Annotated in this window: 20 protein-coding genes; 14 read left to right on the top strand and 6 right to left on the bottom strand. The window is 54.9% G+C overall.

The window, feature by feature from the left end:
- Positions 1-7: 7 nt before the first annotated feature.
- Genes cofE through M1136_01920 form a run of 4 tightly spaced genes read right to left on the bottom strand, consistent with a single transcriptional unit; the run spans position 8 to position 3028 of the window.
- Complete coding sequence (gene cofE, locus M1136_01935; protein MCL5074400.1) at positions 8-769, bottom strand: coenzyme F420-0:L-glutamate ligase; 762 nt, start codon at positions 767-769, stop codon at positions 8-10.
- A gap of 8 nt (positions 770-777) precedes the next feature.
- Positions 778-1455 carry a 2-phospho-L-lactate guanylyltransferase gene (gene cofC / locus M1136_01930; GenBank protein MCL5074399.1) on the bottom strand — a complete coding sequence of 226 codons (678 nt, stop codon included), beginning with the start codon at positions 1453-1455 and terminating at the stop codon, positions 778-780.
- A gap of 1 nt (position 1456) precedes the next feature.
- Positions 1457-2380: a 2-phospho-L-lactate transferase gene (gene cofD / locus M1136_01925; GenBank protein ID MCL5074398.1), complete on the bottom strand. Its 924-nt coding sequence runs from the start codon at positions 2378-2380 to the stop codon at positions 1457-1459.
- Positions 2381-2416: 36 nt separating this feature from the next.
- Positions 2417-3028 carry a nitroreductase family protein gene (locus M1136_01920; protein ID MCL5074397.1) on the bottom strand — a complete coding sequence of 204 codons (612 nt, stop codon included), beginning with the start codon at positions 3026-3028 and terminating at the stop codon, positions 2417-2419.
- A gap of 175 nt (positions 3029-3203) precedes the next feature.
- Here M1136_01920 and M1136_01915 point away from each other — a divergent pair, with 175 nt between their 5' ends.
- The 6 genes from M1136_01915 to M1136_01890 all read left to right on the top strand — a co-directional run bounded on the left by M1136_01915 (position 3204) and on the right by M1136_01890 (position 9152).
- Positions 3204-3488: a hypothetical protein gene (locus M1136_01915; GenBank protein MCL5074396.1), complete on the top strand. Its 285-nt coding sequence runs from the start codon at positions 3204-3206 to the stop codon at positions 3486-3488.
- A gap of 93 nt (positions 3489-3581) precedes the next feature.
- On the top strand, positions 3582-4097 hold the full coding sequence (locus M1136_01910) for a hypothetical protein (GenBank protein MCL5074395.1): 516 nt from the start codon (positions 3582-3584) through the stop codon (positions 4095-4097).
- A 629-nt stretch (positions 4098-4726) separates the two neighbouring features.
- Positions 4727-4966, top strand: a complete 240-nt coding sequence (locus tag M1136_01905) for a hypothetical protein (protein MCL5074394.1) — start codon at positions 4727-4729, stop codon at positions 4964-4966.
- Between the two features lie 11 nt (positions 4967-4977).
- A complete protein-coding gene (locus M1136_01900; protein MCL5074393.1) occupies positions 4978-5667 on the top strand; it encodes a hypothetical protein in 690 nt (229 codons plus the stop codon).
- 349 nt (positions 5668-6016) lie between these two features.
- Complete coding sequence (locus M1136_01895) at positions 6017-8371, top strand: N-acetylmuramoyl-L-alanine amidase (protein ID MCL5074392.1); 2355 nt, start codon at positions 6017-6019, stop codon at positions 8369-8371.
- A gap of 64 nt (positions 8372-8435) precedes the next feature.
- Positions 8436-9152, top strand: a complete 717-nt coding sequence (locus M1136_01890) for an SIMPL domain-containing protein (protein ID MCL5074391.1) — start codon at positions 8436-8438, stop codon at positions 9150-9152.
- Here M1136_01890 and miaB read toward each other — a convergent pair.
- Together miaB and M1136_01880 are read right to left on the bottom strand one after the other, a co-directional pair.
- Complete coding sequence (gene miaB, locus M1136_01885; GenBank protein MCL5074390.1) at positions 9111-10493, bottom strand: tRNA (N6-isopentenyl adenosine(37)-C2)-methylthiotransferase MiaB; 1383 nt, start codon at positions 10491-10493, stop codon at positions 9111-9113. The two genes, M1136_01890 and miaB, sit on opposite strands and share 42 nt — an antisense overlap.
- Positions 10494-10501: 8 nt before the next feature.
- A complete protein-coding gene (locus M1136_01880) occupies positions 10502-13174 on the bottom strand; it encodes a valine--tRNA ligase (GenBank protein ID MCL5074389.1) in 2673 nt (890 codons plus the stop codon).
- 274 nt (positions 13175-13448) lie between these two features.
- On the opposite strand from M1136_01880, the gene M1136_01875 reads away from it, so the two are divergent.
- From M1136_01875 to M1136_01840, 8 genes are all read left to right on the top strand, one after another.
- On the top strand, positions 13449-14168 hold the full coding sequence (locus M1136_01875; protein ID MCL5074388.1) for a metallophosphatase family protein: 720 nt from the start codon (positions 13449-13451) through the stop codon (positions 14166-14168).
- A 135-nt stretch (positions 14169-14303) separates the two neighbouring features.
- The gene (locus tag M1136_01870; GenBank protein MCL5074387.1) at positions 14304-15176 is read left to right on the top strand and encodes a phosphate ABC transporter substrate-binding protein; all 873 of its coding nucleotides are present in this window, start codon (positions 14304-14306) and stop codon (positions 15174-15176) included.
- Positions 15177-15198: 22 nt separating this feature from the next.
- Positions 15199-16128, top strand: a complete 930-nt coding sequence (pstC, locus tag M1136_01865; GenBank protein MCL5074386.1) for a phosphate ABC transporter permease subunit PstC — start codon at positions 15199-15201, stop codon at positions 16126-16128.
- On the top strand, positions 16128-16979 hold the full coding sequence (gene pstA, locus M1136_01860; GenBank protein ID MCL5074385.1) for a phosphate ABC transporter permease PstA: 852 nt from the start codon (positions 16128-16130) through the stop codon (positions 16977-16979). Before pstC ends, pstA begins: the two co-directional genes overlap by 1 nt.
- Before the next feature lie 104 nt (positions 16980-17083).
- Positions 17084-17842 (top strand): phosphate ABC transporter ATP-binding protein PstB, encoded by a 759-nt coding sequence (pstB, locus tag M1136_01855; GenBank protein ID MCL5074384.1) that lies wholly within the window; start codon positions 17084-17086, stop codon positions 17840-17842.
- A gap of 16 nt (positions 17843-17858) precedes the next feature.
- Entirely contained in the window at positions 17859-18524 is a 666-nt protein-coding gene (phoU, locus tag M1136_01850) for a phosphate signaling complex protein PhoU (GenBank protein MCL5074383.1), read from the top strand.
- Positions 18525-18848: 324 nt separating this feature from the next.
- Positions 18849-19427 (top strand): nucleotide exchange factor GrpE, encoded by a 579-nt coding sequence (gene grpE, locus M1136_01845; protein ID MCL5074382.1) that lies wholly within the window; start codon positions 18849-18851, stop codon positions 19425-19427.
- A gap of 19 nt (positions 19428-19446) precedes the next feature.
- Positions 19447-19559, top strand: a 113-nt coding sequence (locus M1136_01840) for an Hsp70 family protein (GenBank protein ID MCL5074381.1), incomplete at its 3' end; no start/stop codon positions are given.

Genomic DNA, 19559 nt, shown 5'->3' with positions numbered 1-19559 from the left:
TCCTCCTTTAGCGGAATAAATCTTTTTCTTTAGGGCGCAGGAGCTCCCGGGCCGACCCTTCTCCCCGCGGATAAATTAAACCGCGCACGATCACGGCCGGAATCCCTTCGTCGCTTTGTCCCATCAACATGGAAGCAGCCGCGGCTATCTCATCGGCCATGGCCACGATAGTGCTGCGCAACTCATAGCCATAGAGATCACGGTGTCCTCTCCTGTCCAGGAGAGCCACCATTCCAGAGATTCCGATAGCCACGCCGACTGCCCCCTCCCGAAAGGCTCGGCCATGGGTATCGTTGATGATCACCGCCACATCTCGCCCGCAGAGGTCCCTAATCCGGCGGCGAATCCTTCTGGCCGAAGCATCTGGATCGTGAGGCAACAGGCCGACCACAATACCGTCCCCCTGAGGGATATTAGAGCGGTCAATGCCAGCATTGGCACAGACAAAGCCCAGCCGCTGCTCGACGATGAGTACCCCATCACGTGCCCTCAACACCTCAGCGGACTCCTGGAGGATGAGCTCAACGAGGCGGGCTTCCTTCCCCGTCGCCGCGGCTAAGTCCGAAGCCCTCGCCGAAGGTTGGACACCGTTGAGATCGACCAGCCTTCCTTCAGACTTGGAGACAACCTTTTGGGCAATTACCACGATGTCACCCTCGTTGAGCCCGTAACCGGACCGCTCGGCCGCTTCGTAAACGAGACGTGTCAGATCAGCGCCTTTTTGGATGTGAGGCATCCCCTCCAGGGGAATCAATGTTACTGGTTCCATATCATCACCTACAAGATGCCCGATCTGCCTGACATCTCAGCCTCTTCACCACCGGCTATCCCTGCCAGTCCAGCCGAGGCAACCTCAGGTTTCGGCCAAAGGGACCGCAATCTGGATAGGTCTTCGGGCAGGTCAATATCCAGGGCTAATCTGTCCGAATGGTAAATATACACCGCCAGACCCCTGCTCATAGCCAGTTGGCGATGGGTGGCAAAACTCCCCCGTCCATAACGATATGGTATGGCCCCAGGCGGGCGCAGAAAGAGGGCGTTCGTGCCATCCCCCCGCAATGAGGGGGCGATGACCATCACTCGCTCCTCATGGGAGAATCGGACGATCCTGTCAATATCCTCAGCGGTGACAAGGGGCACATCGCAGGGCAGGACGAGCACAGCCTTAGCCCCTTGCTCCATACACCACTGTCTTGCTTGATCGAGGGCCCTGTTGAGATCACAACCATGATCAAGAAGCACAGCCGCTCCCAACTCAGCCGCTAGGGAGAGCACCGCCTGATCCTGAGCGATAACCACTTTACCATCGATCTCTTCGGAGGTGGCCAGCGCTCTCAACACACGGTCCAGCATGCTCAGGGTCAGAATTTCTCTTTGGCGCGGACCGAGGGCTGGCGCCAGCCTTCGCTTTCCCTGCCGAAGCCTTTTCACCGGAACAATAGCCCATACCACCACCTTAACCGCTCCACCTCAGGATCTTCCTGGCTAAGCTTATCCTGTCCATATCGTCTCTCATCACGGTATCAGTAACCAGAACCTCCAGCTCCAAAGAGCGGATACGCCCCTCCTGCGCGCTGTCCACCTCATCCAGAACGAAGCCAGTCAGAAAATCAGCGTAGAGCTGCGCTACCCCGTAGGCTGAAACCTCCAGGCCAAGACCCTTCAGCATCCTGGCTGCTGGACCACGGATGGCCTGTCCACCGATGATGGGGCTCACAGCCACTTTTCGGGCAGCGGAGCGCTTAAGCATACCCCTAACCCCCGCGAGGGCCAAAATAGGTCCGATGCTGACAATGGGATTAGAGGGACAGAGAACGATCAATCTGGCTCTTTCCAGGGCTTGCGCAGCTTGGTCCGAGAGCCTCGCCTCGTCTATGCCTTGAAACCGTATGCCGCGGACCTCGTCCTGCCCCCTGCGACGGACAAAGTAATCTTGGAAGTCGAGCCAGCCATCGTCCGTTTGGACGAGTGTGGCTACGCGCTGATCGCTCATAGGTAGGAGTGTCGCTTGAACGTGCAGCGATTGAGCCAGAAACTGAGTCGCCTCGGTAAGGCTTTTGCCTGTTCTTAGCATCTGTGTACGCAACAGGTGAGTAGCGATGTCCCTATCACCTAGAGCGAACCAGGTTTCCTGTCCATAGGTTCTGAGCATGGAAAGGGCGTTGAAGGTATCCTCCCTTATACCCCAGCCCGTTGAAGGGTTAGCCAATCCAGCCAAAGTATACATTATCGTGTCAAGGTCTGGAGAGACGTATAGCCCACAAATCTCTAAATCATCGGCTGTATTAACGATGCAGGTAAGGTTTTCGGGCGTGGTGCAGGCTGCCAGTCCGTAGATCAGTTTGGCTCCACCCACGCCCCCAGCTAGGGCAACGATCATAGGCGCTCCTTACAATGATGGCGCATCATAATCCTTTTAGCGATAGTAGACCAGGGAATGAAGAGGACACCGCTCAGGAGCCTGCGGACTCTCGGCGGCGTAGCCCAATGTGAGCAGCGCCTGGGGCCGGAGATCATTCGGAATATCCAGGACCCGCCGAATGACATCAGGACAAAAGAGAGGAGCACACAGCCAGCATGCGGCCAGGCCGCGCTGATGAGCCATCAGTAACATGTTCTGGATAGCTGCCCCAATGCTCTGAACAGCCATCATCATCTCCGCCTCCTGGCGAGCGGCGTCGGGATAGACGTCCAGGTTCTCGCTACTCAGGCAGACGAGGATAAGCACAGGGGCCTCCTCGAGACGCCTACAGGAGGCGGCCATGCGGAATTCGATCACCTTCTCCAACAGTCCATCTCTTTCCATATCCCGTTGCCACTCGGCAGCCATGGCCCTGGCCAGGCGAAGCCGCTGCTCCCGTTTGCTGATGACCACAAATCGCCAGGGTTGGGCGTTATGCGGCGATGGGGACCAGCGGGCAGCCTCCAGGAGCTCTTCCAGCAATGTTGCCTCAACCGGTCGTTGTGCATAGCATCGCACCGATCGTCGGCCCCTTATAATGGCTAGCAAATCCATCTCTGACAGCACGGCTACTCTCCCTTCCCCTGGTAACCAGCGGCGTACGACGTAGTATGCCCTCTAATTATACTCTTCCAAAGGCTGTCTAAAAAGCTTATGTACTCCTCCCATTGCCCATTGTCTGCTTGACTAGTTTTCTCCCCTCTGGTATACTCTCCTTGACCCCAAGAAGGGGGCGAAAAGGATGGCGAGAGAATTGAAGAAAATCCATGTCACACCGGGGAGCGAACTAGCTCGGCTTTTGGAGCAAGCTGCACTTGCGCCGCTTATTCTAGAAAAAGACGGTGAGCGTTACCGCCTCAATCGGGAGGAGGAAAAAGAAGATATCTGGGCCGGCTATGACCCGGAAAAAGTGCGCAAGGCCCTGGCTCAGACAGCCGGCAGTTGGGCGGATATTGATACAGACGCCTTGATTGCAGATATTTATCGCGCTCGTGAAGAAGGCTCCCGACCAGCCAATCGACCATAATGTCATACATTCTTTGGGGGCGAAAATGGCCCTAAAGCAGGCGATTAAGGGGGTGAAAACTGCTAGCATCTATACCATGGAAGGAGGCCAGAGATGGCTATCACGGACTGGATACAAGGGGCGCTGGTGGGCGTGACATTCCTGCTCGCCGTCGTCGCCTTCCTCTCCCTTCGGCAACAGAACGACCAGATGAGAAAGTTGGTTATGCCCATGCCCCTCCCCGACGGCAACTGGCTGTATCCGAGGAATGCCCCGGTCGGACAACAGAAACCGGTCGCCCTCAGGAACATCGGGAGCGGTTCCGCCTTGCAGCTGCAGTGGGAGGTCGACTTAGTAGTTCGAGTCTCAGACGGGCCCCCGCAGCCTCGGGCGCACACGCTCATCACGTACTTAGAGCCAAGGGAAACTGAAAAACTATGGAGCACGATAGGCCCCCAGGAAGGCTTCCTGATAGGAGATGGTTTTCAACTCACCCTGTGGTATAACGACATCTTCGGGAACCATTACCGCTGCGTCTTCGAGCGACGTGGCGAGGCTTGGCAAAAGACCCACCAGAGGCAAGAGCGGGGTCGTCTCCCTCTCCGGGGACCCAATACGATGGGGCTGTAGATTCAGTTCGTACCTCCACCCTTTTGAGCGTCACGGACCGGAACCCCATTAGGCGCTCACCGGTTCTTAGACAAAAGGAGCACTAATGTCCAATAATGCTTGCTTTCCTCTTTGCTTCTAACCTGCTTTTAGCCTCGTTTTCGCCCTGTTAGGAATTTTTGAAAAGTGGACTCCTTAACGATTCAAAAGTGGGCTCTAGGGAACTCCTTTAGCGGGTAAGTGACAGATTGTACCATCCGGTTTTCCCACCATATGCGAACCTCGATTAGACCTCGTTCCACCTCAGGAACAAGGTGAATCTCAACCTCCTCCCGGAGGGGCACATGGGGCACGGCTATCTCATGGTTGAATAGGGAAATCCTCCGATAGCCATTGACCATCCTTCTCTCCCGCAAGCAGAAGACATCTTTAGGTGAGGTATATGGCTTGGGTAATGCAAAAGGCCTGAACAGGCTGTTTCCCCTCTTTCCTGGCCTTCTCAAAGCTAATGCTCGGTATCTCCCTCTGTGCTTGACAAATGGGGGGAGTGATATAATGTTGACAACAGAGCGATAAGACCCCTGACAAACGGGCTTGCCCGAAGCGATTTCGCTATTCCGCAGAAAGCAAGCTGCGGAAAGGAGGGTGTGATGGCGCAAGATGCCTATCAGAGGGAAGCGGTAGCAGCTCCAAGCAAGGGAACAACCCCTCAGGGGCTGCCGGTGGGTCCAGCCATCGAGCCGTTGATCGCGACCGGCTTAGTGGTGACCAAAGCCAACCTCGTCAAAGCGCTGCGGATATACGTCCCCCAATTGGTTGACATCACCTCTTTGAACGACGAGCGTTTCCTGCTGAGCCTGACCCCACTTACCCCAGAGGGGAATAAGTAAAGGAGGTCAGCATGCCCGAGTGTAGCTGCAACATTTTTCCGGCGAGCCTGGGTAATGTCACCTTCGGGGCCAAGGTTGGAATTGGGATAGACCCGGCGGTGGAGCCAGGGGTCCAGCTGGACCTATCTCAGAACCTACGGATTGGCAGTGCAGGGAGGATTACGCCTGCGAGTGGAAAGGGGCTGGAGCTTTTCTATTATGCTGCTGCCGATGGCTTCTATCTGGAGGCCTACGATTATGGAGTCTCCGCCTACAAGCCGCTCAGGATCCAGGGGAGTCCCGTGGTGTTTGCTGCCGGCAACGTGGGCATTGGGGTGGTGGATCCAGGTCAGAGATTAGAGGTTGCAGGCAACATCAAGCTTGTTGGGCAGTGGGATATTATAGGAGGCTCAGGGACTGGTGAGGATCTCGACCTGAAAATAGGGAATGATGGTGGTAACGTGATCATTAGGGATACGGCGGACAATATCCTCTTCAGACAGTTCAACAACGGGCAGTTGGTTTTAGGATATCGTGGCAACGTCGGCATTGGGACGACGGATCCGAGGGCGAAGCTGGATGTGGCGGGTGTGATCAACACAACCCTTATCGAATTTGGCGGTTCTGCAAGATATATGTATTGGGATAGCGCTCAACTTAGAATCAACGCCGGAATAGCGATGAACCTTATTCTTCAGGTCTCATCCCCAAGGAGGCGATAACCCCCGAGGAGCCATCCCAGTAGATAGCGCTTAAGTCCTTCCCCCAGGCCTCTGGTGTAAAGAAAACACCAACCATTTCAACCACCTCGTTTTTGACCTTCCCACCCGTTAACGGTCCCCTGCCCCAAAATGGTGATTGCTTTTGCTGCTGAAAGATGGTACCATTCAGTCACAGCGGCAAGGAGTAGCTGGTGCTCATCTTACCTGAGACTGCCAACTGACCATAGGCCAGGGATCCAACACCACTCTAAGACGGCCATTGGTTAACTATTAACTGGATATTCCCGGACACCAAATGTTTGGTCCATCCCACCATTCGATCCCACAACCTGGTAAGGGGTTTGGCAATATGAGAGGATGGATTTTGACCATCCTTATATCCCTGCTGCTCATTGCCTATCTGGCCAGCGGATTGGAAGGGCGTCCCGGCCGTGGCGCACAAACCCCTGGGCCAGCCCTCCTAAGTCGTATTGTCCAACGAGGAACGGTAAAGGGTGAGGCAGTCACCCTGAAAGCGCCAGATCTCCAGGCAGGCACCCTGGAAGGACTGCATGCTGCACCCGACCCCAATCAGGCTGGCTCCTCTCTCCTCGCCCTGGTCGATGGTTCCAGCGAAGGCAGCTTCACCTCTGGTCCGGTGGCCGCTCCGTTTCCCTTCAGCGATGTGGGCGTACGTTGGACAGGCGATCTTCCGACCAATGCTCAAGTGGTCATCGAACTGCGCACCAGCAAAGATGGCGTCACCTGGAGTGAATGGCGTGCAGTGGAACCCGACGAAGATCTACCCCCCGGGCCAAACGGCGAGCTCTCTAGCGCCCTGCTGGCCGTCGACGGTAAGGACTTGCACACCTATGCGCAAGCCCGGGTGGGCCTGCAGGCAAGCTCCACTGGTTCTGAAGCGAAGCCTGCCCTCAAATCACTGACCTTCGTTTTCATCGATGCGAGCCGAGGACCTACGCGAGAACAGGCAGTGCAGGCCAGTCGCATAACGGCCAAGCAGCTCACGGCCCAGAGCCAAAACCTTGATAAGCCGCCTGTCATCCCCCGTACGGCCTGGGGCTCACCGGATGGTGAAGGCAGCCCCGATTGGCCACCTGAATATCGCACCGTGAGCAAGATCATCATCCATCATACGACCAATGCCAACAGTGATACCGATTGGGCAGCGAGGGTTAGAGCCATTTGGTATTACCACACCATAACTCAAGGTTGGGGTGATATTGGTTACAACTACTTGATTGATCCTGATGGCTATGTCTACGAAGGAAGGGCTGGGGGGGACGACGTCGTCGGCGGACACGCCTTGAAATATAACTGGGGGAGCCTGGGCGTAGGCCTCCTGGGTACTTTCACCAGCGTTGAGCCCACGCAGGCAGCACAGAACAGCCTGATAAACCTGATGTCCTGGAAGTGCTACCAACGGGCCATCAATCCAGGTCTGAGTGACTTTTTTGTAGATAAATTGCTGCCCAACATCATGGGACATCGCGACGCCATGCCCCCTACCCAGCCTGGGGGGACGACGTGTCCGGGCAGCAGTCTATATGCATTGTTACCAACCTTTCGCCGACAGGTCTATCAGCGCGTAGCCCAGGCCCCTATCTCCGCTGAGATCACCTCCGCTAGCTTTGAGCCAGTGACTGTGCCCTCTGGGCAGCTTCTCAAGGTGAATGTAACAGTAAGGAATAATGGCAGCCTTCCCTTAGAAACTCAAGGGCCACCGCCGGGGTACGTCTATGAGGAAGGGGAGATCTTCTCCAATCCAGAATTTGCCCGTATCAGGGTTGGTGTTGACTACGGAGATCGTGACCCGCGGGCCAAAAACCACCCCTACCGTTGGGGTTTGGGAGGGACCCTAGCTCCCGGCGCTAGCACGACGGTAACGGGCTACATTCGGCTGGTCAACACCAAGACGACCAATTATTGGGCGGGGATAGCCCGCGAAGGGATTGGATGGACCGACAATAACCGGGGCACCATTTCCATAACGGTGGCTCCATTTGTTACTATCTCAGGAACGGTGAGAGATAATCGAGATGTGCCGATATGGGGGGCTAAGGTCAGCGCCGTCGCTGCTTCAGGAAGCAGCGTTTCGGCTACAACAGATAGGGCTGGACATTATGAGCTCCCCAATCTGACCGCAGCCAATTACACCTTGCTCGTAGAGGATGCAGGCTTCGGTCGGCTCCCGGAGATGCGTAACTTCACGGCCAGCTCCAGCTCAACCACTGTTGACTTCAATCTACCACCAAGCACTAACCTCCTCGGGGAGGACTGGGACTTTGAGGCGAGTGGGAGCAAGTGGTATAAGACGACGAGTGTGGACCTCGCCTCAGGACACACCGGTAACTATGCCGCCCGCCTGACCAACTCCGGAGAACTGACCAGGGAGGTAGCCATACCGGCCTCCATCTTTGAGCCCACTCTCTCGTTCGTCTATAAGTTGCAATCAGTGAGCCCTACCGATAGGCTCACCATCAAAGTAGAATCTGGCTCAACCTCGGTAGAATCAGACGCCGAAGCGACGGGCGAGGTGTGGCGTCATAAATACTTCGCTCTTGACGCCTATAAGGGGAAAACAATCAAGGTACGGTTTATGCTCAGCGCCGGGGCCGGCACTCAAGCGCTTATTGATGAGGTAAGCGTTGGTCCCGCCTCCGGCGGACCAAACAAGCTCATCCTTCCTTTCCTCCCCAACCGCTGAAACAGGGAACCTTTTCCTAGTACGCAGCGTCTACATTAAGAAACTCACTTAAGGAGGATGTCTAATGAAAACTAACCTCTTCGCCATTGTGATCGCAGTGGCGGCCATCATCATCGCTGCCGCCGTCACATTCGCTCCAAGATGGGAGATCCGCTCAACCGCTGCGGCCCAGACGCTGACCCCCAGTGGCATCACCGTCTGGGGCGATGGTTCGGTCAAGGCCGCGCCAGACATCGCCTATGTCACCGTCGGTGTTCAAACGAGGGCAGCGACTGCTCAGGAAGCCCAAAGGGAGAATGCCTCAGCAATGAAAAATGTTCTGGCTAAACTGGAACAGCTGGGACTCACGAAAAAGGATCTCCAGACCAGCGGGATCAACATCTACCCGGTCATGGAGAAGCCCGGTACCGTCTCCGGCTACACGGTCACTAACAATGTTATGGTGACCGTCCATGATGTGAGTAAGGCTGGAGAGGTGTTCGATGCCGCTATAGGGGCCGGGGCAAATACTGGCGGCAACGTCCGCTTTGCTATTAAGGATGATAGTAAGCTGAGACAGGCTGCTCTGGAGGCGGCGGTGAAGGCAGCCAGGCCAAAGGCCGAAGCCATCGCCTCAGCCTTGGGGGTGAAGATAAAGGACGTGCAATCAGTGACCGAGGAGTACGGGGGTGGGCCAATGCCTCTCCCTTATGCTAAGGGTGCTGAGGGGATGGGCGGTACTCCGATTCTACCTGGGGAATTAACCATTACGGCCAGGGTGCGCATTGTTTACAGCTACTGATCCCTGAAGAGACCAGGCGCTCGTCTTCTCTACCCGCACCATAGCCATCTGACCAAGCCAGTCACGCTCATCCTGGAAGAAAACAAGCTTGTTCGTCCGAGTGCGGCCCTGCCATTTGCCCTTTTCCCTTCCCTCTACCAGAACTTCCACAACCTGGCCAAGCAGGGCCGCATTCCGCTCCGCAGCGATCCTCTCCTGTAACTCCTCCACCGCCGCTAAGCGTGCCTTCTTCACCACTTTGGGCACATCGTCGGGCATCTTGGCTGCTTTCGTGCCTGGACGGGGCGAGTACATGGCCACGTGCACAACGTCGAAGCGTAGCTCCTGGAGCAGGTTGTAGGTATTTTGAAACTCCTCCTCGCTCTCCGTGGGGAAACCGACGATGACATCGGTGGATAGGCTGATACCAGGGATGGCCTCTCCGATACGGGCGACCAGCTCACGGTACATGGCCACCGTGTAGCCACGTCCCATAGCTCTGAGGATGCGGTCATCACCGCTCTGGACAGGCAGGTTAAGGTGTTCGCACACCTTGGGCAGGATGGCCATCGCCTGAATGAGCTTAGCGGTCATATCCTTCGGGTGCGAGGTCAAAAAACGGATGCGCCAAAGCCCCTCTATTCCATTCAGGTTCGCCAGGAGGTCGGCCAGGTCCGTCTTTCCAGGCAGGTCATGCCCATAGCTATCAACATTCTGCCCCAGCAGAGTAACCTCACGCGCCCTCTCCGCCACCATCTTTTTTACTTCGTCTATGATCTCCGCTGGTGGCCGACTCCGTTCTCGTCCTCGCCGATAAGGAACGATACAATAAGTGCAAAATTTGTCGCAACCATAGATGACCGCTACCCAGCGGGTTGGCCGGCCTACCGCAGACGGCGTGGCGCGGCTCACTGTGGGATATTGCAAGCTGGCCTCAGGACACTGTTCTGGAGCCCAGGGGAGCGGCAACGGGGCAAGGTGAGCTTTTGCCAGAGGTTCTGGAGACTTAGAGGGTAGACGGTCACGCACGATTTCCACAAGCGGCTCGACCGCAGAGGGACGCAGAAAGACATCTACATCTGGCCACCTCCGCCGCAGATCGCTTATATCCGGCCCCACTACGCAGCCCATCAGAGCAATAATCTTCTGCGGATGTTTCCGCTTGAGCGGTTTAAGCGATCCTAACTTACTCCAGACACGCTCTTCAGCGCTCTGGCGAACACAACAGGAGTTCAATACAATGACATCAGCCCTCTCTATTTCCGCTATCGGTTCCAGGCCAAGCTCCTCGAGGGCCGCGGCCATGCGCTCGGAGTCGGCCTTATTCATTTGACAACCGATGGTCCAGACATGGTATTTCATAAACAGGCTTATTGTTCGGCCAGGGTGGTCAGCCATCCCTGCAACTTGATTAGTTTCTCCCGTTGGGTATCCAGCTTGACCTGTTCCTTCTCGACAACGTCGGCCGGCGCTCTCGTTCGGAAATCCTCGTTGGCTAAGCGTTCTTCAAGGCGAGCTATCCCTTGTTGGACCGTCTCTTTTTCCCTTTCTAGGCGCCGCCATTCCTCGGCCAGGTCAATTACGCCCTCCACCGGCAGGTAAATCTCCACCCCTCCGGCTAGCAGGCGCAAGCTATTCTGCGGCCTTTCATGTAACAGCAGCGCTACCTGAAGGGGTCGGACCCTAGCCAGACTGGTAATGATCTTACTTTGCTCTGTCAACAGCCCCTGCTGTTCAGCGGCTACGAGGATAGCCGGGATATAGCGTGCTGGCTCAATCTGGAACTCAGCCCTGGCGTTTCGAATCGCTCGCACAACACTGATGATTACGGCCATTTTCCTTTCCGCCTCCAGGTCACGCTCCCCTGGCTGTGGCCAGGGAGAGACCATCAGGCTATCACTCCGCTGGGGCAGATGTTGCCATATCGCCTCCGTGACAAAAGGCATGAAGGGATGAAGCAAACGGAGGGCTGTGTCTAATACACTGCCCAGCACGCTCTGGGCCATCCGTCTCTCAACGGCATCGGTACCATAGAGCCTAATCTTGGAGATCTCGATGTACCAATCGCAGAACTCGCCCCAGAAGAATTCATTAAGCAGACGTCCAGCCTCACCAAATTGATATTCCCCCATCAGACGAGTTGCCTCAGCGATCACGTAATTGCTGCGACTGAGAATCCAGCGATCGGCTAACTCCTGGCCAACTGAGGGTGATTTTACCTGGTCATAATTGCCCACTGGGCTTGTGCTAACCACAAAGCGGGCCGCATTCCAGATCTTATTGGCAAAGTTGCGAGCGGCTTCCAGCTTCTCTGGAGAGAGCTTCATATCATTACCCGGGCTACTACCGGTGATGATGCTGAAACGCAGGGCATCGGCCCCGTACCTGTTGATCACATCCAGGGGATCAGCTACATTCCCCTTGGACTTGCTCATCTTCTCCCCCTTTTCATCACGCAACAGGCCATGAATGTAGACATCCCGGAAGGGTATCTCCCCTGTGCACTCCAGCCCCATCATTATCATCCGCGCTACCCAGAAGAAGATGATGTCATAGCCGGTTTCCATAACATCTGTGGGATAGAAGTAACGTAGATCCTCCGTATCATCAGGCCAGCCAAGTGTACTGAAGGGCCAGAGCGCCGAGCTGAACCAGGTATCAAGGACATCCGCGTCCTGAACTAAAGATTCGCCCTCACAACGAGAACACGACTTCGGCGTCTCGGTGCTGACATTGATCTGTCCACAATCCTGGCAGTACCAAACCGGGATACGGTGCCCCCACCAGAGCTGTCGTGAGATACACCAATCGCGAATGTTCTCCATCCAATTGAAATAGATCTTACTGAATCGCTCCGGAATAAAACGAATGCGTCCCTCTTGCACAACCTTGATGGCTGGTTCAGCCAGGGGCTTAATGCGCACGAACCATTGCTCTGAGATGAGGGGCTCAATGACCGTACGACAACGGTAGCAACGGCCAACAGCGTAGGTATAGTCCTCGACCTTAACCAGGAACCCCTCTGATTGCAGGTCGTCCAGGATCGCCTCCCGACAGGCATAGCGATCAAGTCTGGCATACCTGCCGGCATTTTCATTCATTGTCGCATCCGGGTTCATCACATTGACCGCCGGTAGATGGTGCCTAAGGCCGATCTCATAGTCGGTCGGGTCGTGGGCTGGGGTCACCTTTACTGCCCCCGTACCAAAGTTCGGCTCCACCGCGGCATCGGCGATGATGGGGATAACACGGCCAACGATGGGAAGGATGGCCGAGCGACCAATCAGTGAGGCATAGCGCTGGTCCTGCGGATTTACGGCCACCGCTGTATCCCCAAGGATCGTCTCGGGACGAGTAGTCGCTACGGTTATATACCCCTCCCCTCCGCCGCTGGCATCGCTCAGGGGATAGCGCACAAAGTAAAGGTTACCACTCCTCTCAGTGTGCTCTACCTCTAGGTCAGAGAGGGTCGTCCCGCAGCGTGGACACCAGTTGATGATATATTTCCCTCTATAAATAAGTCCTTTGTTGTAGAGGCGGACGAAGGCTTCACGTACGGCGCGTGAAAGCCCCTCATCGAGAGTAAAACGCTCCCGCGTCCAGTCGCAGGAGGCACCCAGACGGCGCAGTTGATGGGTGATTATGTTCCCGTACCTCTCCTTCCATTGCCATACCTGCTCTACAAACCTCTCGCGACCCAAATCTTGCCGGGTCAATCCCTCCTTAGCTAGCTCCGCTTCGACCACGTTCTGCGTCGCAATTCCGGCGTGATCGACGCCAGGTAGCCAGAGTGTGGGATATCCCTGCATTCGGCGCCAGCGAATCATCAAATCCTGGAAGGATATGAACATAGCGTGACCATGGTGGAGCTCGCCCGTTACATTTGGAGGAGGAATGACAATGGTGAACGGCTTCTTCGTCCAGTCAATCTGCGGCGTAAAGTAGCCGCTCTTTTCCCAAAACTCATAAAGCCTCTCCTCCACCAGGCGGTGGTTATAAACCTTAGGCATTTCCGTTTCGGCCGCTGCTGCCTGCCCTATCATAGGACATCCTCCCCTCAGTGAGCGATAACAAAAACCCCTTCGTGTCTTAAGGACGAAAGGGGAGATGTTCGTAGTATTGCCATTATCTTAAGCCACCACGGAGAGGAAGTCAAGGTCACTTAAGGCGTGCTGACCTTGGCAGCGTCTCGCCCCTGTCCTTAGAGCCCCCGCTTTAATCAAACGTTAAAGGAAATTTTACTTTCTATTGATGATTCTTAAAATAGATGTTAATTCATTTATGCTATGCTATCTCTAAAAAGAAAGGGGGTGCACGATGAAAATCGCCATCTTTAGCGACATCCACGCCAATATCTATGCTCTCGAGGCGGTCCTGGCCGCTATAACCAGGGAGAAGCCTGCTAAGATATTTTGCCTGGGAGATTTGGTAGGCTATGCACCCTTCCCCAACGAAGTGATAGGCTTCCTTCGCCAGGAGGATATCCCTACCATCCTGGGAAACTATGATGACGGGGTCGGTTTTGAGCGCGCTGACTGTGGCTGCGTCTACCGAGACCCAGAGTTGGAACGGCTGGGCAGGATCTCCCTGGAGTGGACGAAGGTTCATACCACTGAGAAGAATAAGTCCTACCTGCGCAGCTTGCCAAAGGAGATCCGCCTTGAGGCTGAAGGGAAAAGCTTCCTCCTCGTCCACGGTAGCCCCCGTAAACTGAACGAATATGTCTACGCTGATCGACCCCAAGCCACCCTGGAGCGAATAGCCCAGAGCGCGCAGGCTGATGTTCTCCTTTTCGGCCACACCCATCTGCCTTACCAGAAACAGGTGGGTCGGGTCCTTTTCATCAATGCTGGTAGCGTGGGTAAGCCCAAGGACGGCGATACGCGGGCAGGCTACGTCCTCCTGGAGCTCTCCGCCTCAGGAATCGAGGCGGAATTCAGGCGGGTTCTGTACGCCGTCGATGTCGTGGCTATGGCCATCAAGGAGCATGGACTCCCAGAGCAGTTCGCCAGACAGCTAAAGAGCGCAAGTCTCTAAATGACCGAATATTTCTAGCAATGACCGTACAAAATGTTTACAGAGCTTTAACCCAGACTTAAACAAGCGTTAACAACGGTGTGCTACAGTGATTGTGGCTGAGATCAAAATGATGTATCCTAAAGGAGGAAAACAATGAAATTTAAGTCACTAACAGCTGCCATTGTCGGACTGACCGTCATCGGACTACTCCTCATAGCCGGCGGGTGTGGACCCCAGACACAACCAACAGGGGAAAAACTCTCTGGTCGCGTCACCGCGGCCGGCTCAACGGCTCTACTGCCTCTCGCAAAAGAGGCGGCTGAGCGCTTTATGCAAAAATATCCAGGGGTAAACGTTAACGTAAGTGGTGGAGGTAGTTTCACTGGCCTCACCCAGGTGGCCAGTGGAGCGGTAGATATCGGCGATTCCGATGTTCCTGCCACAGCCAGCAGGGATATTGATCCCAAGGAGTTAGTAGATCACAAGGTATGTGTAGTCGGTTTCGTTACGATCGTCCACCCGGGACTCACGGTGGATAACCTCACACGCCAGCAGGTAGTAGACGTATTCACCGGCAAGATTACCAATTGGAAAGAGGTAGGCGGCCCTGACCAAAAGATCGTGCTCGTTCTACGCCCCATGGCCTCAGGCACGCGGGCCGTCTTCAAGAAAGAAGCGCTCAATGGCAAAGAGGAGGCTTCAGGCATCGCCCTCACGCAAGACTCGTCAGGAGCGGTTAAACAGGCCGTGGCCCAGACCCCAGGGGCCATCAGCGTTGATGGACTGGCTTATCTGGACAGCTCAGTCAAGCCCCTGAAGTTCGATGGGGTGGAGGCGAACGCCGCGAACATCACCAGCGGTAAGTACCCCATCTGGTCCTACGAGCATATGTATACTAAAGGCGAACCGAAAGGAGCAACCAAGGCTTTCCTGGACTACATCCTCTCCGAGGAGGTACAACGAGGGATCGTCCCCAAGCTCAAGTACATCCCTATAGTGGATATGAAGGTACAAAGGTCAGAATGAGAGTGAACATAGGATTGGTCTAGTGAACAAAGGTATAGCCACTAGGGAAAAAGGAGAACAGGGCACGGCTGCCAGCCTATTCAGACTCGAACGTCGAACCAGCGCGGCTGTCAGCCAGGTTCTATTTACGCTCTGCGCCTTGTTGCTTATCCTCATCATCATCGCCCTGTTCTACTTTATCGGCTCTAATGGACTGGCCATTTTCGTCATGGGTAGGGCCAGTCCCTTGACCTTTCTCGCCAGCAGTGATTGGCGACCGGACCACGATGTGGTCGGTGCCTTCGTCTTCATCTTCGGTTCCATGAGCGTCACGGCCCTGGCCATTCTTATGGCCACACCTCTGAGCGTGGGGGCGGCCATCTTTATGACGGAGATAGCCCCCGGCTGGGGCACCCGCCTCCTGCAACCAGCTATCGAGCTCTTTGTAGGCATCCCTTCAGTGGTTTATGGTTGGATCGGACTCACCGTCTTGGTACCACTCATCCGCCAGCACTTCGGAGGCGTTGGCTTCAGCCTGCTTGCAGGAGGACTGGTACTGGCGGTGATGATCCTGCCCACCGTTACAAGCATTGCTACTGATAGCCTCCGTAGATTACCCATCGCTTTAAAGGAGGCGAGTCTGGCCATAGGTGCTACCCGCTGGCAAATGATTTGGCATGTACTCGTTCCAGCCGCCCTGCCTGGCATCCTGACGGCCATCATCCTGGGGATAGGACGGGCTATCGGTGAGGCGTTGGCCGTGCAGATGGTTATCGGCAACTCTCCCCGTCTGCCTCATTCTATCTTCGAGCCGGCTTCCACGCTGACCAGCATCATCACCATGGATATGGGCAATGCCGTGCCCGGCTCCGTCTGGAGCGACGCCCTGTGGTCTATGGCCCTGTTATTATTACTCATCTCTTTCCTCTTGATCCTGACGATCAGACTGTTCGTCCGGAGGATAATGGTATAATGAGTGCACGCACTATTGATCGCCTGGCGACGATCGGGTTATACCTGGTAGCCGTGGTCATTATGGGCATCTTGCTCTGGCTCATAGGTTATATCCTCTGGCAGGGAATACCAGTATTGTCCTGGCATTTCTTGACGGCCCCCTCCAGCGAGATAAGCGCCGGAGGTGGTGTAGGACCACAGCTATTCAATTCCATTTATTTGGTGGTTCTGTCTATGCTTATCACCGTACCCATCGGTTTAGGAGCCGGACTCTATATGGCCGAGTACGCCGGAACGGGCTGGTTGACTGAAACCATCCGTTTCTGCACTGAGGCATTGGCCAGCATGCCCTCCATCATCATTGGGCTGTTCGGACTGCTGGTCTTCGTCAATCTCACTGGCTGGGGGTTCACCCTGATGGGAGGGGCGTTGGCCCTCGCCCTTCTAAACTTACCGGTAATGGTGCGGGTGAGCGAGGAGGCCATTAAGAGTGTGCCAGTCTTCTTGAAGGAGGGGAGCTTGGCCTTGGGAACCACCCAGTGGCAGACTATTCGGGAGGTGCTTTTGCCATCAGCCCTGCCGGGGCTGGTCACTGGGGCCATCCTTACCGCAGGGCGAGCTTTCGGGGAGGCAGCCGCGCTCATCTACACCGCCAGTGTAATGCCAGGCCGTCCCTTGGACCCCAACCCATTTCGGCCAGGAGAAACCTTAGCTGTACATATCTGGTACATCAACTCCGAAGCCCTGGTATCCGATAAAGAGCGCATCGCCGATGGCTCAGCGGCTATACTAGTGATCGCTCTGCTCACCTTCACCCTCCTGGCCAGGTTTCTGGGACGTTATGCCTATAAACGGATTACAGCAGCCTGATAATCTTTACGACGGAGAAGAGGACGAATCGAATGCAGTTGAATAGGTCCTTTCAGGGAGTACTGACAGCTCCTAGAGAAGGTAATAAATCTCTTAAGAAAAAGATGGAGGTAAAGAGCCTCGATTTCTATTATGGGTATTTTCAAGCCCTTAAGGATATCAATCTGCCCATTTGGGAACGACGCATTACAGCCGTTATCGGTCCATCAGGGTGTGGCAAGTCCACTTTCCTGAGGACGCTTAACCGTATGAATGATATTATCCCCGGGATTAAGATCGAGGGAGAGGTGTGGCTTGATGGGCAGGACATCTATGATCCTCGTGTGGATATGGTGGCCGTGCGTAAAAGGGTAGGTATGGTTTTCCAGCGGCCGAACCCCTTCCCTAAATCCGTCTTCGATAACGTGGCCTTCGGTCCCCGCATGCATGGTCACCACCGACCTGGGGAGTTAGTGGATATCGTCGAAAGAAGCTTGAGACGGGCTGCCCTCTGGGATGAAGTCAAGGATAAATTGCACAAGTCGGCCCTCATCCTCTCCGGAGGACAGCAACAACGATTATGCATCGCCAGGGTGCTGGCCGTGGAACCAGAAGCAATTTTGATGGATGAGCCTTGTTCAGCCCTTGACCCCATCGCTACCCTCAAGATCGAGGAGCTGATGCACGAGCTCAGCAAAGATTACACAGTGGTCATCGTAACGCACAACATGCAGCAAGCCGCTCGTGTTTCAGACTACACCGGAGTATTTATGATGGACACTGATCGCGCTGGAGAGATGGTCGAATACGGTGAGACAAGACAAATATTCACCGCTCCGAGGGATAGGCGTACCGAAGCCTATATCACCGGCCGGATCGGCTGATTCAGGAGGGATAGCTATGCCGAGAGAAGCATTTGAGCGACAATTACAGGGTCTTCAGGATGACCTCCTCGTGCTGGGCAGCATGGTGGATAAGGCTATCGATCGGTCAGTTGAAGCCCTCAAGAGGCGCGATGTGGAGATGGCCAAGCAGGTCATTAAAGATGATGCCGAAATAAATAAGAAGCGCTTCGAGATCGAGGAAAATTGCCTTCTCCTTATCGCTACCCAGCAGCCGATGGCTACCGACTTAAGAGTCATCGCCGCAGTGATGAACATCATCGTCGAATTGGAGCGGATGGCCGACCACGCCGAGGGCATCGGCAAGATCGTGGTCATGATGGGTGATGAACCGCTACTCAAGCCGTTGATCGATATCCCTCGCATGTCCGAGAAGGCGCGCCAGATGCTGCGCCGCAGTCTGGATGCTTTTCTGAACAGAGATGTGGAGGCAGCCAAGCAGATCAGCAGCGAGGATGATGAGGTAGATGCTCTCTATAATCAGGTTTACCGGGAGCTACTAACCTATATGCTGCAGGATCCTCGGACAATCAGTAGGGCTACTCATCTACTCTGGGTGGCCCACAATCTGGAACGCATCGCTGATCGCGTGACCAATATCTGCGAGCGGGTGGTCTTCACCGTAACCGGACGTATGGAGGAGATGAATGTCTCCACATACTAGGCAGAGACGATGCGCTCAGGAATCTCTGGCTATCTTATGCGACCGACCTTCCCCGAGACGGTGGGAAGCGCCTCTTCCCACTGGCTTAAGCCAAGGCTGACTGTCACATAAGTAGCGGACAGGTTCAGGATCAACCGCTGCCGTACCAGGTTGCCCGCCTCTACCACCTGGACTCGCGCTCTGCAAGTTACTATCCGCCCGATGCATATGTTATTTTTTGATAGAATATCTCCTAAATATTAATTAGTAAACTTGACAAATATTGGCTCAAGTATTATAATATTTCCATGAAGGATAAGGCCTAGATTTAAGGAGCATAGAGACATGACGAAGGAACATGAATTCGAAAACGAGCAGACAGAAGGGTCCCAAGTGGAGGTCGGCGCGCCGCCTGCCGCCGAAAGCGAGGACGCTCTAACCAGGCTGTCGAACCAGCTTGTGGAGGAAAGGAAGAGAGCTGACGAATACTTAAGAGATATGCAACGTATACAGGCGGACTTCATCAATTATAAGCGTCGAGCGGAGCAGGAAAAGGAAGAGCAGCGTAAGTTTGCTAACGCTATGCTCATCCTAAGAATCCTGCCCGTCCTCGACGATTTAGAGCGCGCCGTTGAGACAGTGTCGGCTCAGCTCGCCGGGCTGCATTGGGTTCAAGGCATCTTCCTGATTGAGCGTAAATTGCGGAAGATTCTAGAAGAAGAGGGATTGACTAAGATTGAGGCCTTGGGTCAAACTTTCGATCCCAGGTTTCACGAGGCCATCATCTATGAGGAGACAGATGAGCATGAGGAGGGAAAGGTTATTGCTGTGCTACAAAACGGCTATATGATGCACAACAGGGTGATACGTCCGGCTGTTGTAAAGGTAGCCGGTACTTCAAATAGACTGAAGGTGGATGATTAAGGATAGGAGGAAAGATATTATGGCCAAGGTATTAGGCATTGATTTAGGGACGACGAACTCGTGTATGGCGGTGATAGAGGTGGGGGAGCCGCTGGTGCTGGAGAATGCGGAGGGGGGGAGGATCACCCCCTC

It is taken from the genome of Chloroflexota bacterium (assembly GCA_023475225.1).
Taxonomy (GTDB): Bacteria; Chloroflexota; UBA6077; order FW602-bin22; family JAMCVK01; genus JAMCVK01.
The sequence above is the reverse complement of the archived record's forward strand: the minus strand, read 5'-3'. Positions and strand labels throughout refer to the sequence as shown.